This window comes from Citrobacter freundii complex sp. CFNIH4 (assembly GCF_002934505.1).
Lineage (GTDB): Bacteria > Pseudomonadota > Gammaproteobacteria > Enterobacterales > Enterobacteriaceae > Citrobacter > Citrobacter freundii.
Genome location: NZ_CP026231.1, coordinates 588,710 through 600,560 on the forward strand (window position 1 = coordinate 588,710; position 11,851 = coordinate 600,560).

Below are 11,851 nucleotides of genomic sequence, written 5' to 3' on the forward strand. Positions count from 1 at the left end.
TAGGCCGGATAAGGCGTTTACGCCGCCATCCGGCAATCAACAATCTGGTGCAAAAATGTAACGCACTATGCACCGTCATAGTGCGTTTTTTCTTTTTCTCCCCCAGCAATACCCTGCAAGCCTGAATTATTCCGCGTTTTTCATTCCTGGCACACCCCTTGCAATATTCCTCTCGTGTATCTGCAGCCACTACTGAATTCTGACTGGAGGGGATCTATGAAGCTGGTTACCGTGGTAATCAAACCGTTCAAACTGGAAGACGTCCGTGAAGCACTGTCGTCTATTGGTATTCAGGGGCTGACCGTCACCGAAGTGAAGGGCTTTGGCCGACAGAAAGGTCATGCTGAGCTGTACCGTGGGGCTGAATATAGCGTCAATTTTCTGCCAAAGGTGAAGATTGATGTGGCGATTGCCGACGACCAACTGGATGGCGTGATTGATGTCATCAGTAAAGCGGCATACACCGGAAAAATTGGCGACGGCAAAATCTTCGTCGCCGAGCTGCAACGTGTGATTCGTATTCGTACCGGCGAAGCCGACGAAGCCGCACTGTAACTTCTGGCACACAGTGATAGGAAACCAAAAAATGAAGATAGCAACGATGAAAACAGGTATTGCTTCACTGGCGCTACTGCCGGGACTGGCAATGGCGGCACCGGCGGTTGCGGATAAAGCAGATAACGCTTTTATGATGATCTGTACCGCGCTGGTGCTGTTTATGACTATCCCTGGCATTGCGTTGTTCTACGGCGGTTTGATTCGCGGTAAGAACGTGCTGTCGATGCTGACTCAGGTGACGGTGACATTCGCTCTGGTTTGTATTCTATGGGTGGTTTATGGCTACTCACTGGCCTTTGGCGAAGGGAATAATTTCTTCGGCAACTTCAACTGGGTATTGCTGAAGAACATCGCGCTGACGGCGGTCACGGGGAGCTTCTACCAGTACATTCACGTTGCTTTTCAGGGTTCTTTCGCCTGCATCACCGTTGGGCTGATTGTTGGGGCGCTGGCTGAACGTATTCGCTTCTCTGCGGTGCTGATTTTTGTAGTGGTATGGTTAACGTTGTCGTACATCCCCATTGCCCATATGGTCTGGGGCGGCGGCTTGCTGGCTTCCCACGGTGCGTTGGATTTTGCCGGCGGAACAGTCGTGCATATCAACGCGGCGATTGCCGGTCTGGTTGGTGCGTATCTGATTGGCAAACGCGTCGGTTTTGGCAAAGAAGCCTTTAAACCGCATAACCTGCCGATGGTCTTCACCGGTACCGCTATTCTCTATATTGGTTGGTTTGGCTTTAACGCCGGTTCAGCGGGAACGGCGAATGAGATTGCCGCACTGGCCTTCGTCAATACCGTGGTCGCCACCGCCGCAGCCATCCTCGGATGGATCTTCGGTGAATGGGCGCTGCGTGGCAAACCGTCCCTGCTGGGCGCGTGTTCTGGTGCTATTGCGGGTCTGGTGGGGGTAACACCGGCATGTGGCTATATTGGTGTCGGCGGCGCGCTGATTATTGGTGTCGTTGCGGGACTGGCTGGCCTGTGGGGTGTGACCATCCTGAAGCGTATTCTGCGCGTGGACGATCCGTGTGATGTGTTTGGCGTGCACGGCGTGTGCGGCATTGTCGGCTGCATCCTGACCGGGGTGTTCGCTGCCAGCTCTCTGGGCGGCGTGGGCTTTGCCGAGGGCGTGACCATGGGGCATCAGCTGCTGGTGCAACTGGAAAGCGTGGCGATTACCATCGTCTGGTCCGGTGTGGTGGCTTTCATTGGCTATAAGCTGGCGGATATGACGGTGGGTCTGCGTGTACCGGAAGAGCAGGAACGCGAAGGTCTGGATGTGAACAGCCACGGCGAGAACGCTTACAACGCTTGATGTTTCAATCTGCCGGATGGCAACGCTTTTGCGCCGCCATCCGGTAATTCTCAATTACGATTACGCATTACCCCTTCCTGCACGGTAGAGGCGACCAGCACGCCGTCCTGCGTATAAAACTCCCCGCGTACAAAACCCCGGGCACCGGAGGCCGAAGTACTCTCGACGTTATACAACAACCACTCATTGATATTGAACGGACGGTGGAACCACATGGAGTGGTCAATGGTGGCGATCTGAATCCCTTTTTCCAGAAAACCAATTCCGTACGGCTGCAGCGCAACAGGCAGGAAGTTCAGGTCTGAAGCATAACCCAGCAGATATTGATGGACGCGCAGATCGTCCTGTAGCTCGCCGTTTGCGCGGATCCAAACCTGGCGCGTCGGAGGTGCGACGTGACCTTTTAAGGGGTTATGAAATTCAACCGGGCGCACTTCCAATGGACGATCGTTGATAAATTTTTCTTTCAACAGCGGCGGCAGCAAATGCGCCACTGAGCGGGCAATTTCTGTTTCTGATTTAAGCTCATCGGGACTCGGCGCATCCGGCATGGTTTTCTGATGTTCAAATCCATCTTCCGGCGCCTGGAAAGAGGCTGTCATGTAAAAAATAGGTTTACCATTCTGGATTGCGGCAACGCGGCGCGCGCTGAAGCTGTTACCATCACGCAGGACTTCTACATCATAGATGATGGGCTTTTGGCTATCGCCGGGGCGCAAAAAGTAGCTGTGAAAGGAGTGGACCAGACGCTCTTCTGGTACGGTTTCCTTTGCGGCATACAGAGCCTGACCGACAACCTGTCCCCCAAAAACCTGACGTAACCCTAAGTCTTCACTTTGGCCCCGAAAGAGTCCTTCTTCAATTTTTTCCAGATTTAACAATGTCAGCAAATTTTTCAGCGCCAGACTCATACGTGCTCTCCAGGTTATATCGATCTCGCAGCGAGGTAGGCAGAGTATAACGCAATTTTGAAAGTGGTCCGATGGGTGCAATTGTCTGAATTAAAGGCCTATTACAGGCAAAAACAGCTGTCTTGTGCCACACTTAGTCACGTTATGTTTTTGTTAACCACTCTTCTGGCGAGGAAAGTTCTCGCTGGTGCATAGATGAAAAGGAGAATTTAATGAAACTCGTGCACATGGTAAGTGGTTTAGCGGTTGCGGTCGCTCTGGCAGCCTGCGCCGATAAAAGTGCGGATATTCAGACACCTGCGCCAAGCCCTAATACGTCAATTGCTGACACACAGTCTAAAATTCAGCAGCCTAATGTCTCCGGTACAGTATGGATCCGCCAGAAAGTGGCCTTGCCACCTGATGCGGTGCTGACCGTAACGCTGTCAGATGCTTCACTGGCCGATGCACCGTCAAAAGTGCTGTCGCAAAAAGCGGTCCGTACTGAGGGTAAACAGGCGCCATTCAGCTTCGTATTACCGTTTAACCCGGCTGATATTCAACCTAACGCCCGTATTCTGCTAAGTGCGGCAATTACGGTTAATGACAAACTGGTCTTCATTACTGATACCGTGCAGACGGTCATTAATCAGGGGGGGACAAAAGCTGACCTGACGCTGGTCCCTGTACAGCAAACGGCAGTACCGGTTCAGGCGAGCGGTGGGGCTGCCACCACGGTGCCGTCAACGTCACCAACCCAAGTGAATCCGTCTTCTGCCGTCCCTGCTCCCACACAGTACTAAGGCAGTCGTAACCCTCTCCGCCCAGAGAGGGTTAGTACACCCAGCGATAGCGCTGTAAATCGATCTGTCCGCTTCCTGAAACCACTATTCCTTCAGCCAGCAACGCCTGACGCTGCCGTTGCAGGTCGGGGCCTGTCAGCGAAATGGCACCATGACGATTAACCACCCGATGCCAGGGCAGAGTGCTGCCTTCGGGGAGACGCTTAAGCACGCCGCCTACCTGGCGCGCAGCACGCGGCGAACCGGCAAGCCTTGCAACATCGCCATAGGTGGTGACGAAACCTTCGGGGATTGACGCGACGATTTGCCAGACGCGTTGGGGGAAAGTGTCTTGTATATCCATCATTTATTCCTGCGCTAATCCTCCAGCATAATGCTGAACGGCGAAGGAGTGAAGCCGCATTGCACAAGAAAACAGCATCCGATGCTGGATGGGTTGCAATTACAGGGTGCAGCAGTGATAATGCGCCTGCGCGTTGGTTAACAACGCTCTCAATGGGGGCTCTGTTGGTTCTCCCGCAACACTACTCTGTTTACCAGGTCAGGTCCGGAAGGAAGCAGCCAAGGCAGATGACGTGTGTGCCGGGATGTAGCTGGCAGGGCTCCCACCCAATTCTGCCGTCCGGCAATTTTCCTTCTGTTTATCTTCTTTTCTTTGTCATCGTATTGTCATTTTAATGTCATCAAATGCTGTCAATGTGTTTCGGGGATGTTATTTGATGCTTTTGCCGCCGCCATCGCACTGTAACGACAGGGTCTTACATTCGGTGTGTTTTGGCTGACCACAAGGATTTTCTACGATGTCGACCGCTGTATTGAATGTCAAAATTGATGAGGCGCTAAAAGAAAAGCTTCGCCATTACGCTGAAGTGCATAGTGAAAATTTAAGTATCGCGACGGAAAAACTACTGCTGATCGCGTTTTCCGCCGTTGAAGAGGCGGGAGTCTCCGCTGAGGATATCGATAGCCAGCATACGGAAGAATCCGTGGTTGAAGCACTGACTCCTAAAGAAATCAAAGCATTGCGAAGACTACTGAAGAAGAAAAAATGAAACAACAACCGCTCTCAACCGCCTGTAATTATGGCGAAGCCTGTGAAATGCTGCGTTCCGGTTATGTGAAACATGTTCGTCTGAGCTGGAACGTCGGCAGCGATGAGTTCTTCCGTATTGCCTCCGACTGGTGTGATGCCGGGGCAAAAATTAAGAAAGACGGTGAGAATTTCGTGATTTCTCTGAAGGGGTTTCCGGTTCCTCCTCAGCGTTAATATTGCCGGGACATCCTCGTCCATCACGGCATTCAAGGACGAGTCCTTTGACTCGTCGTTTAGATTATTTTACGTATTTTCCCGCTGCTGGCCTGCAAACGCAGGTTATCCCAAATGGGTTGCAACACCCGGAAGGCGGCACGCGTTGTGTCATCCGGTAATGTGAAGGGCATACGCAAAAAGCGGTCAAATGCACCATCAAGACCGAAACGCGTACCGGTTCCCAACTGAATGCCTGCGATTTCGGCGCGCGTAGCGAATAGCGTTGCCAGCGTATCGGGCAGTTCAACCCAAAAAGAGAGTCCTCCCTGTGGCTGGGTAAACTGCCACTCCGGGAAATGTGCGTTCATCAGATCCGAGCACAGATCTCGCTGCGATGTGAGTAGCCGTCTTCTGTCAGGAAGAAAGTCGGCGGCATTATCCAGCAGCCAGCTGGTGGCGAGTTGTTCAAGCACCGGGGAGCCTAAATCGAAGGTGTCGCGAGTTTGTACCAGCGCCGCAATGGTTCGCGCCGACGCCCGAATCCAGCCCAGGCGTAATCCTCCCCAAAAGCTTTTCCCGGCAGATCCCAGCAGGATGATCGGCGCATCGCGGTTGAATGCGGCAAGCGGCGGTGGTGGCGGGGCGTCATACCACAGGTTCACCATGGTCTCATCAATCACCAGCGTGGTGCGGGTCCTTTCAGCAATATCTGCCACGACCTGGCGAGTTGCAGCGTCCATGCAACGCCCGGTCGGATTGTGAAAGTCCGGCATCAGATAGGCCATTCTCGGTGCGGTTTGCGCGATGGTGGCGACCAGACCTGCCGTATCCCAACCGTGTTCGGGCAGCGACACACCGACGGGACGACATGATGCGCCTTGAATCGCGGCAATCGCCAGCGGATACGTGGGATGATCGACCACCACGCGATCGCCTGGGCCGGTGAGTAAACGCAGGATCAGCGCCAGGCCACTGACCGCGCCGTTCACGACCATAATCTCATCGGGCTGCGTCGGGAGTCCGCGTTCGCAATAATGTCGGGCGATGGATTCACGCAAAACCGCCAGTCCCTGCGGTAGATACCCGGAGCTCAGCAAATGCTGCGGCATCGCAAACAGCGCTTGTTGGTAAGCATGGTGAATTTCGGGACCGGCACTCAGCGCCGCCGTGGACAAATCCAGCGCTGTACCGGTACTGGTTCGTGTAGGCACATGACGAATGTGTTCCGGCAGGATCACCCGTGAGCCGCTCCCATGACGGCTTTCCAGATATCCCTCTTCACGCAGTTGCGCCATGGCGCTGGCGACGGTGGTTCGGCTCACTTGCAGAACGGCAGCGAGCTCGCGTTCGCCGGGTAAGCGACTATCCAGCGCCAGTCGACCATCAAGGATCAGCAAACGTAACGCTTCTGCCAGCTGTCGCCAGATGGGCGTTCGTGAGGGGTTTTCCTGCCAGTGTCCGAGCAGGCGCTGCAAAGACTGGCTTCCGTAACGGCGTGATGACATAGCAGTCCACTTTTTGAAAACTGGACATTAATCATAGTGCCAATTGCGGTGATGATGAAAGTTATCTGAGAGTGAGAGGGGAAAAGCATGCTGCGTCGTTTACTTCAGCTGTTTATCGGGCTGACGCTGTACGGTGTGTCGACGGCGATGTTTGTCCGTGCCGATTTAGGGGCCGATCCGTGGAACGTGTTTCACCTGGGCGTGGCCAATTTATTGTCGATGAATATTGGCGTGGTGATTATTGCCGTGGGTGTGTTGGTACTGCTGGCGTGGATACCGCTGCGCCAGCGTCCAGGGTTTGGCACGTTGAGCAACGTGATTATGATCGGGCTGGCGGCAGATGCCGCGCTGCTGGTGATTCCGGGATTTGAATCCCTGCTGGCGCGCAGCGGGCTGTTGGTGTCAGCGGTGATCTTGAATGCGTTAGCAACCAGCCTGTACATTGGTGCCGGTTTTGGCGCCGGTCCGCGTGATGGTCTGATGACCGGTATCCACGCACGTACCGGCTGGCCAGTACGACGAATTCGAACCGCAATTGAAGTGTCGGTGCTGCTTATCGGTTGGTTGCTGGGAGGAACAGTGGGGGTTGGTACGGTGCTGTATGCCTTGGCTATCGGACCGCTCATTCAGCTTTGCTTGCCGTGGTTTCGCCATCAGCCGCAGGCACGTATTCGCATCAAGAATACGCCTGGGGCGCGATCGACTGCTGGCGACTAAACTTAACCTCGACTGACGCGGCCGGAATCGGCTTGCCGCGCAGTACACTTCGGAGGTTTTTCTCATGAAGTATGTTGATGGCTTTGTGGTTGCCGTACCCGCTGAAAACAAGGTGGCGTACATTGCGATGGCGGCAAAAGCAGCTCCGCTTTTCAAGGAGTTCGGTGCATTGCGCGTGGTGGAGTGCTGGGCAGATGATGTCCCCGACGGCAAATTGACCGATTTTCGCATGGCTGTGAAAGCGCAGGATCATGAAGAAGTGGTATTCAGCTGGATTGAATACCCTTCCAAAGAGGTCCGCGACGCGGCGAATCAGAAGATGATGTCCGATCCCCGTATGAAGGAATTCGGTGAATCTATGCCATTTGATGGCAAGCGAATGATCTACGGTGGATTTGCGCCCATTATGGAAGAGTGATGTGACTGGCTGTGCGGCGTGCCGCCAGCCATCTCAACATCAACAGCCATATTAAAGCCGTTTTTCTGCCCACAGTATAAATTCCGTTTTCGGCAGCGCTTTGCTGTAAAGCCAGCCTTGACCGTACTGCACTCCGTGCTTGCGTAGCCAAGTTTCCTGATTCTCGGTTTCGATACCTTCCGCCACCATCTCAAGTTTCAGCGCTTTTGCTATCTCGATGATATGCGGCGTGACGTTGTTGTACTCCAGTGCATCGACGAACGATTTGTCTATCTTCAGGATGTCTACATCCAGATCCTGCAAATAACTCAGGCTGGAATAGCCGGTACCAAAGTCATCAATATAGATTGAATGACCCGCCTGACGGTATTTGGCAATAAACGGCGCGCTGTTTTTTGGGTCAGCAAATTCGCGTTCAGTTAGCTCCAGCGCGATTTGCGCGGGCTTAAGTTGCCAGTGGTTCACCTTCTGGCTTAACAGGGCTGGAAGCGTTTCGGAGGACAGATCGGCTGACTCAAGGTTGATGGATATATGCTGCTCAGGATGCTGACGCAGCCATTTGCCTAAATCTTCAAATACGCTTTCAATAATCAACCGGGTGAGGGACTCTGTCAGCCCGGTTTCATGCGCCAGCGCGACGAAAATTTCAGGTGACAGATAACTCCCATCGGCCTGCTGCCAGCGAGCCAGCGCCTCTGCCCCAACCACTTTCCCCGTTTTGAGCGAGATAATTGGTTGATAGTGGACTTTGATGTCCCGATGCTGGATAGCGTCCTGCAACTGATGATGGGGCGACTGTAAGCGGCGCAAAATACGCAAAACAAAGGCGGCGGTGAGCAAGCCGATAAGAATGCCTGCCGGGAGCCAGATCAGCGCCTGGCGGTGCCAGGTTTTTTGCAATGGCAGGGTAGACGCCCAGGTTACGATCGTGATGCCCAACTCAGGAAAGGGGCGGGCGTTATAAATGCTGCCATCTTTGTTAAAATGAGTAATCGATCGTTCTTGCTGTATATGCTGCAAAACGTCCGATGGCAGATCGGCGCTACTGGCAACCACGACGTTGCGCATGGTGCCAATGATAGTCACTTCAATCGGCCATGAGCCAAACGGGATGACGTCAATGAAAGAACCCGGATCGACCATCACAATATAATGTTCGCTCCCTAATGCTGCCATAAAGCGCTTGATGCCCAAATCATTTTGCGTGGTAAGCCATGCGCGATATCCATCAGGAGTGACTTTCATTGCGGGTGGAAATGCGTCTGCCTGGCTTCTTTTTTCCAGAGATGAGCATTGCGGAACGTTATCTTTGAGGTACAGCACTTCCTGAATATAGCGATAGCTATATGACAAACGACGCATTTCCAGCAGATGCTCATCACTACAAGGCACCCCCTGAAATGCTTCAATATGGCGTAATGCTTTTTTCGCCTGCTCGCCTACGCGTTCCGTACGTAATGCGACTCGTGTTGAGAACATGTCGAGTTCATCGATAAATTTCGTTTCGACCTGACGATGTGCAAGCCACAGGCTTAAACCTACAGGCGCGAGGATGGAAAGGAACAGTACCCCAGTCACCAGGCTTATCAGATGTCGTGTTGTCACAGTGATATCCTTATTTACACAGCGTAGGGAAAGTATATCTGAAACCCCGAAAAGCTATTCGATTGACATCATATATTTACGGCCACTTATCATCCCGTTTAACTCCCTGTAGCGTAAATCAGGTTGTGGTTTGTACAAGAGTGGTGTATTTTGTTGGTTATGTTATAACGTAACAAATCGAGGTTGCCATGAAACCGGATATTCATCCTTTTTACCGTACCGTGGTGTTTCACGATACCAGTGCCAATGAATTCTTTAAGGTCGGTTCGACCATTAAGACTGAGCGTGAAATTGAGTTTGAGGGGGAAATGTACCCGTACGTGACCCTCGATATCTCTTCTAAATCGCATCCGTATTATACCGGGAAACAAAAAACCTTTGATAATGAAGGTAGTGCAGCACGTTTCCAAAAACGTTTTGGTCATTTTATTGGCGTTAAGCGGAGTTAAAATGCAGGTACTCAATTCACTTCGCAGCGCAAAACAGCGCCATCCTGACTGCCAGATAGTAAAACGCAAAGGGCGTTTGTACGTTATCTGCAAAACGAATCCGCGCTTTAAAGCAGTACAGGGGCGTAAAAAGAGACGTTAGTTTCTTTGCCTGCATTTCAGGGATTAAAGTGCGTTGCCTGGGCAGGAACGCACTTTTTTTATCTGCGCTGAGATGCCGTTACTGGGTGGTCTGGGCGCGGGTAAGCGTAAAGACATCGTAAAACGAGAGTTCGCCTTTGCGCGATATCATCTTTTGCAGCTGTGCTTTATGTTCGCTATCCACGGACGGTGAGTGCAGGATAGTATCGATGAGCGAGGAGGGGACAAAGCGCGTGTTGTACCATTCTCCGTTATAGCAAACTCTAAAATCCAGAACGTCGATATCTTCAAAGCGGTACCGCGGCGCAACGTCGAAAAAGAAAAAGCCGTTGAGTACAACGAACAGTACCACCAGCAGCCATACTGAATCGACTAACGTTTCTGACTGTAGCATCACCGCCAGCGTGGCAAACCAGGCAACATACATGCCGATAAACAGCCCTGGGTGTTTGCGAATAAAGCTGATGCTAAAGCGCGGTTTGTTGTCGCGCTTCTCGCGAATATTTAAGTCGTCGATTGTTTCAGTAAGCAGGCGCTGTATTTCTGTCATCTCTTGCCTTCGTGATATCTGCAAAATTCAGGAGGGATCGCCCTATTTTAAAAGGGGATACCCTTTGAAGAAAGTAACAGATTAACCGTAATTTAGCATAACAGTTACATTTAAGATCACAGCGTTTTGATGATCCTTGCGGGATTGCCCCCAACTACGGTGTTCGCTGGAACGCTTTTAGTGACTACTGCACCTGATGCCACAACCACGTTATCGCCCAGCGTGACGCCAGGATTGATCACTGCACGGCCACCTATCCAGACATTATTGCCGATAGTCACGGGCTTTCCGAACTCCACGCCACTGTTGCGCTCGGTAGCATCCAGCGGATGGGTCGCGGTATAGATATGAACGCCAGGTGCCAGCATGCAGTTGTCGCCAATATGAATTGGGCAGACGTCGAGCATAACGCAGTCGAAATTAGCGTAAAAATCTTTACCAAGATAGATGTTATAACCGTAATCACACCGGAAAGAGGGTTCAATATAGGCACCCTCACTCTGACCTAACAGATCATGCAGGATTGCCTGACGCTCATTTTTTTCATCGGGAGCGGTGAGGTTGTAGCGATGGATCAACTGACGAGCGCGTAGTCGGTCACTGCGCAGCGTTTCATCTGCCGGGCGATAGTATTCGCCGACGATCATTTTTTGCTTTTCATTACGCATTACGATTTCCCTGTGTACTGAAGGTTATTTCAGCACAGTAAAACGTAATGCAAGCAAGGGGAACGTTCCCGCTTCTTTGCTGTGATCATAGTCACGTGATTTGAATTAAATAACCATTGTATACCTTAAATAATTCGAGTTGCAGGAAGGCGGCGACGCAGCGAATCCCTGGGAGCGTACATTAGTACGTGACTAGGGTGAGCGAGGAAAGCCAACGCACATGCAACTTGAAGTATGACAGGTATAAATACGAAAACGGTCAGCCAGACAAATGTGCCGCTATACCTGACTTAACCTTGAGTGCAATTAGCGAATGAATTTCCAAACAGAAGTTGGAATCTTGTCGTAAAGCTTATTCATGGTCAATTCAGCAAGGCGATGATCTGCTGCTGAGTAAAATACAGCCAGTTCGTTGTCGGACAATTCATATTTATTTTTTTCAATAACGCGCTCTAGCGTATCAATTGTCTGGCAACGTCGCAGGCGCATCAAATAATCTGTTTTAGTTAATGGTTTATCGGACATAACTCTTACCTATGATTGTAATAATTTTTAACAAGACAAACTAACAGGATTAGCCCTGGTGGCATTGACAAAACAGCGAAACAGTCGATTACCTGACTTCCGCCATTTCTGCAGATCCTGCGTATTAATACCATAACTGCTGAACAACATAAAAGTGTCATCCAGGTATTCATCTATCTGCGCGATCAGCTTATTGTCCTCATTGTACTTAATTTTATAATTAAGTGCGAAGGTTGCAATATGCTCTATCAGTTCATTGAGCTGCAAGCTGGTTGCAGAGGTAGGGTCATTAACCCAGCCATGGTTACTTTGTTCAAGGTTTGCAAGACAGTCATGATACAGAGTTTCGCAGAGAAATTTAAGCTGCGCGATATCATGTCTTTTGGGTGAGTATTCATCCATAACGCATCCCCTTCTTAGTGGCTTAAACTAACCGAACACCTTTCGGGATGGATACA

At 51.4% G+C, this 11,851-nt stretch carries 16 protein-coding genes, 1 other RNA gene and 1 pseudogene; 10 read left to right on the forward strand and 8 right to left on the reverse strand.

Translation table 11 applies throughout. From position 1 onward, the window contains the following. Window positions 1-216: 216 nt before the first annotated feature. Both glnK and amtB read left to right on the forward strand, forming a co-directional pair. Complete coding sequence (gene glnK, locus C2U41_RS03010; RefSeq protein WP_003021657.1) at window positions 217-555, forward strand: P-II family nitrogen regulator; 339 nt, start codon at window positions 217-219, stop codon at window positions 553-555. Between the two features lie 31 nt (window positions 556-586). Continuing rightward, window positions 587-1,873: an ammonium transporter AmtB gene (gene amtB / locus C2U41_RS03015; RefSeq protein ID WP_003835936.1), complete on the forward strand. Its 1,287-nt coding sequence runs from the start codon at window positions 587-589 to the stop codon at window positions 1,871-1,873. Window positions 1,874-1,923: 50 nt separating this feature from the next. Here amtB and tesB read toward each other — a convergent pair whose 3' ends face one another. Beyond that, window positions 1,924-2,784, reverse strand: coding sequence for an acyl-CoA thioesterase II (gene tesB / locus C2U41_RS03020; RefSeq protein WP_003021663.1), 861 nt, complete (start codon window positions 2,782-2,784; stop codon window positions 1,924-1,926). A 212-nt stretch (window positions 2,785-2,996) separates the two neighbouring features. Here tesB and C2U41_RS03025 point away from each other — a divergent pair, with 212 nt between their 5' ends. Next, window positions 2,997-3,566, forward strand: a complete 570-nt coding sequence (locus C2U41_RS03025) for a YbaY family lipoprotein (RefSeq protein WP_003021666.1) — start codon at window positions 2,997-2,999, stop codon at window positions 3,564-3,566. Window positions 3,567-3,597: 31 nt separating this feature from the next. Here C2U41_RS03025 and C2U41_RS03030 read toward each other — a convergent pair. Next, window positions 3,598-3,987 (reverse strand): annotated as a pseudogene (locus tag C2U41_RS03030) (MGMT family protein). 84 nt (window positions 3,988-4,071) lie between these two features. Between C2U41_RS03030 and ffs the strand changes: the two are divergent. The 3 genes from ffs to C2U41_RS03045 all read left to right on the forward strand — a co-directional run bounded on the left by ffs (window position 4,072) and on the right by C2U41_RS03045 (window position 4,833). After that, an RNA gene (gene ffs, locus C2U41_RS03035) (signal recognition particle sRNA small type) lies at window positions 4,072-4,168 on the forward strand. 198 nt (window positions 4,169-4,366) lie between these two features. Further along, window positions 4,367-4,618, forward strand: coding sequence for a hypothetical protein (locus C2U41_RS03040; RefSeq protein WP_003021699.1), 252 nt, complete (start codon window positions 4,367-4,369; stop codon window positions 4,616-4,618). Further along, window positions 4,615-4,833, forward strand: a complete 219-nt coding sequence (locus C2U41_RS03045; protein ID WP_003021701.1) for a hypothetical protein — start codon at window positions 4,615-4,617, stop codon at window positions 4,831-4,833. The genes C2U41_RS03040 and C2U41_RS03045 overlap by 4 nt, the downstream gene beginning before the upstream one ends. A gap of 59 nt (window positions 4,834-4,892) precedes the next feature. Here the strand turns inward: C2U41_RS03045 and yczR are convergent, their stop codons facing one another. Next, window positions 4,893-6,320, reverse strand: coding sequence for a MocR-like transcription factor YczR (gene yczR, locus C2U41_RS03050; protein ID WP_032936970.1), 1,428 nt, complete (start codon window positions 6,318-6,320; stop codon window positions 4,893-4,895). An 87-nt stretch (window positions 6,321-6,407) separates the two neighbouring features. Between yczR and yczE the strand changes: the two genes are divergently transcribed. Together yczE and C2U41_RS03060 are read left to right on the forward strand one after the other, a co-directional pair. Continuing rightward, complete coding sequence (gene yczE, locus C2U41_RS03055; RefSeq protein ID WP_016149709.1) at window positions 6,408-7,037, forward strand: membrane protein YczE; 630 nt, start codon at window positions 6,408-6,410, stop codon at window positions 7,035-7,037. Window positions 7,038-7,101: 64 nt separating this feature from the next. Beyond that, window positions 7,102-7,455: a DUF1428 domain-containing protein gene (locus C2U41_RS03060; RefSeq protein ID WP_103848454.1), complete on the forward strand. Its 354-nt coding sequence runs from the start codon at window positions 7,102-7,104 to the stop codon at window positions 7,453-7,455. Between the two features lie 51 nt (window positions 7,456-7,506). Here C2U41_RS03060 and C2U41_RS03065 read toward each other — a convergent pair whose 3' ends face one another. Next, window positions 7,507-9,060, reverse strand: a complete 1,554-nt coding sequence (locus C2U41_RS03065) for an EAL domain-containing protein (RefSeq protein ID WP_003835927.1) — start codon at window positions 9,058-9,060, stop codon at window positions 7,507-7,509. Window positions 9,061-9,248: 188 nt separating this feature from the next. Here C2U41_RS03065 and C2U41_RS03070 point away from each other — a divergent pair, with 188 nt between their 5' ends. Continuing rightward, on the forward strand, window positions 9,249-9,509 hold the full coding sequence (locus C2U41_RS03070) for a type B 50S ribosomal protein L31 (protein ID WP_003835926.1): 261 nt from the start codon (window positions 9,249-9,251) through the stop codon (window positions 9,507-9,509). A 1-nt stretch (window position 9,510) separates the two neighbouring features. Continuing rightward, the gene (gene ykgO, locus C2U41_RS03075; protein WP_005125190.1) at window positions 9,511-9,651 is read left to right on the forward strand and encodes a type B 50S ribosomal protein L36; all 141 of its coding nucleotides are present in this window, start codon (window positions 9,511-9,513) and stop codon (window positions 9,649-9,651) included. A 78-nt stretch (window positions 9,652-9,729) separates the two neighbouring features. Here ykgO and C2U41_RS03080 read toward each other — a convergent pair whose 3' ends face one another. The 4 genes from C2U41_RS03080 to tomB all read right to left on the reverse strand — a co-directional run bounded on the left by C2U41_RS03080 (window position 9,730) and on the right by tomB (window position 11,795). After that, a complete protein-coding gene (locus tag C2U41_RS03080; protein WP_003021724.1) occupies window positions 9,730-10,200 on the reverse strand; it encodes a YlaC family protein in 471 nt (156 codons plus the stop codon). Window positions 10,201-10,316: 116 nt separating this feature from the next. Then, the gene (maa, locus tag C2U41_RS03085) at window positions 10,317-10,868 is read right to left on the reverse strand and encodes a maltose O-acetyltransferase (RefSeq protein ID WP_096878255.1); all 552 of its coding nucleotides are present in this window, start codon (window positions 10,866-10,868) and stop codon (window positions 10,317-10,319) included. Window positions 10,869-11,174: 306 nt separating this feature from the next. Further along, complete coding sequence (locus C2U41_RS03090; RefSeq protein ID WP_002892050.1) at window positions 11,175-11,393, reverse strand: HHA domain-containing protein; 219 nt, start codon at window positions 11,391-11,393, stop codon at window positions 11,175-11,177. Window positions 11,394-11,420: 27 nt separating this feature from the next. Further along, entirely contained in the window at window positions 11,421-11,795 is a 375-nt protein-coding gene (gene tomB / locus C2U41_RS03095; protein WP_003021733.1) for an Hha toxicity modulator TomB, read from the reverse strand. Between the last annotated feature and the right edge of the window lie 56 nt (window positions 11,796-11,851).